General features: G+C 58.4%; 2 protein-coding genes. Both read right to left on the bottom strand.

Going from position 1 to position 2,046, the window contains the following annotated elements:
- Positions 1–158 precede the first annotated feature (158 nt).
- Positions 159–689, bottom strand: coding sequence for a hypothetical protein (locus tag WA354_RS22630; protein WP_472815290.1), 531 nt, complete (start codon positions 687–689; stop codon positions 159–161).
- A 60-nt stretch (positions 690–749) separates the two neighbouring features.
- Positions 750–2,046 (bottom strand): M20 family metallopeptidase (locus WA354_RS22635; RefSeq protein WP_472815291.1); only part of this gene is annotated, 1,297 nt, incomplete at its 5' end.

A 2,046-nucleotide genomic window follows, 5' to 3' on the forward strand; every position in this document is an offset into this window, starting at 1 on the left:
GAACTACGCCAAGCTGAAGCTTCCCTCCGAATGAAGCGGAAAGTGTTTCATCAGGCAACCCAAGTCTCTTTCGGCGATTCGCCAGTTCTTCACCGTTTTTCCGCAGTTACTCTCTGAGGGATGTATCCGGTTTGCGGATGAGACTTGTGTAATCGGATCTAGTTCGAAACCTTCGTCTCCGAGCCCTTGGCCATCGTATTCCAGTGCACGTTGTCAGGAGAGAACTCCTGCGCGTAGTCAATGCGATCAGTTCCCGTGAAGACATTCACCACGTGGAAGTACATGGTGGTTTCCCCTTGCGTTACTTGCCACGGAAACGTCCAGATGTTGCCCACGATCTGCAGCTTGCCTGAACCCGCGCCCTCGCCGCCCTGGGGAATCTGGTAGGTGGTGTACATCTTATCCTTGTCGCTGTAAGTGAAAACCAGCAGTGCCTTCGAGTCCCCGTCCACAAACTGATTGCACGCCACGTAAGCGCCGCTCTTCCAGCAATCGTTGCGCAGCGTCTTGTCTTCCTTGCCTGCCTGGCTGTAGGCCGTAGCAAAGCGTTCGCCATGGACCTTCCACGTACCCGCGTACACCATGATCGCGTCAGTGCCCGTCGGCGGTTGTGGCGGAGCCTGAGCAGCGGCCCCCAGTGCACATAGCGCCATCATTCCTACCCAGATTGAAGAAGAAAAACTACGCATTGAAATTAACCTCCGGTCCCGCTGTCATGGTAATCCGCGATTGATCCCGGGCATAAGTAATCAACTTGATTGCACCAGCATGCCTGCCAGCAAAGCGGTGCGGGGTGCGAGGTGTTCCAGCAAGATCGACTCATGGCTGGCGTGCGCACCTTCACCCACCGCGCCCATACCATCCAGCGTCGCTACGCCAAGAGCAGAAGTGAAGTTGCCGTCCGACGCTCCACCAGTAGACGCTTCCTTAAGCTCGAAACCAAGTTCGGCCGCAAGCGCGCGGGCTTGTGCGAATAACTTTGCCGTCCCGCGCGTCCGCTCCATCGGAGGTCGATTGATCCCGCCCGTGACATCAAGAGTGCAGCGCTTGTCCGTTGCCTTGAGCGAGGCGAACCGGCGCTCGATGCGCGGGCCGTCACTCATCTTCGCGATGCGGACATCGACTTCGCCGAAAGCTTCTGCGGGAATCACGTTCGTCTTGCTCCCGCCGCCCGCCACGCCGACGCTCACGGTCAGCCCGCGCTTCAAATCCGTCCAGTCGCTTACCGTTTCGATCACACGCCCAAGCTCCCGTAGTGCGCTGGCGCCTTTCTCATAATCCACGCCGGCATGTGCGGCCACTCCGCGAATATCGATACGCCAGTTCCCCGTTCCTTTTCGTGCGGTCTTGTAGGCAAGTCCCTGTGCGGGCTCCAGCACAAATACCGCAGAGCAATCGCGCGCAAGATTCTCTGTAATCGGCCGCGACACCGGACTGCCGATCTCCTCATCGCTGTTGAGCAACAGCACGATCTCGCGGTTCAGCATGTCTGCCTCGGCAAGCATCTCGATAGCCGTCATTGCCATGGCAACACCCACCTTCATATCGAGCGTGCCGGGGCCCCAGAGTCGTCCCTCCGCAACCCGGCATGGCATCTGCTTCAGCGTGCCTACCGGCCACACCGTGTCCAGGTGCCCCAGCAGCATTAAGGGCTTCTTCCCTCGCACCCGCGGGCCGAATCGCATTTCGAGAACATCGCCATAGCTGCGCTGCCTGTGGCGCTTTACGCGACCGCCAAGCGCACTCCCACTCTCAGCCGCAATCGCAACACAGGTATCCACCGCTTGTTTGCTATCCGACGGCGACTCGGCAACAGCCAGTTTGCGTGCAAGGTCAAGCAGCGCAGACTCTTTGCGCCGTGCACCGGCCAGCAGCGCACGCATGGGAACGTTGGAGTCGAGTACTTCGAGGTGTTTGTTCACTGCTTTCAAGTGTAGAGGCGAAGAGCCATCGAAATCGACGATCAAAAAACATGCAGAGATTTTGTGGAAAACTGCAAATTTCGGGAGGGGGGTGGGGGTAGACGTTTCAGGATGCTGTCTGGGC

The sequence above is a fragment of the Occallatibacter sp. genome (assembly GCF_049802275.1).
In the GTDB taxonomy this organism is placed as follows: Bacteria; Acidobacteriota; Terriglobia; order Terriglobales; family Acidobacteriaceae; genus Telmatobacter.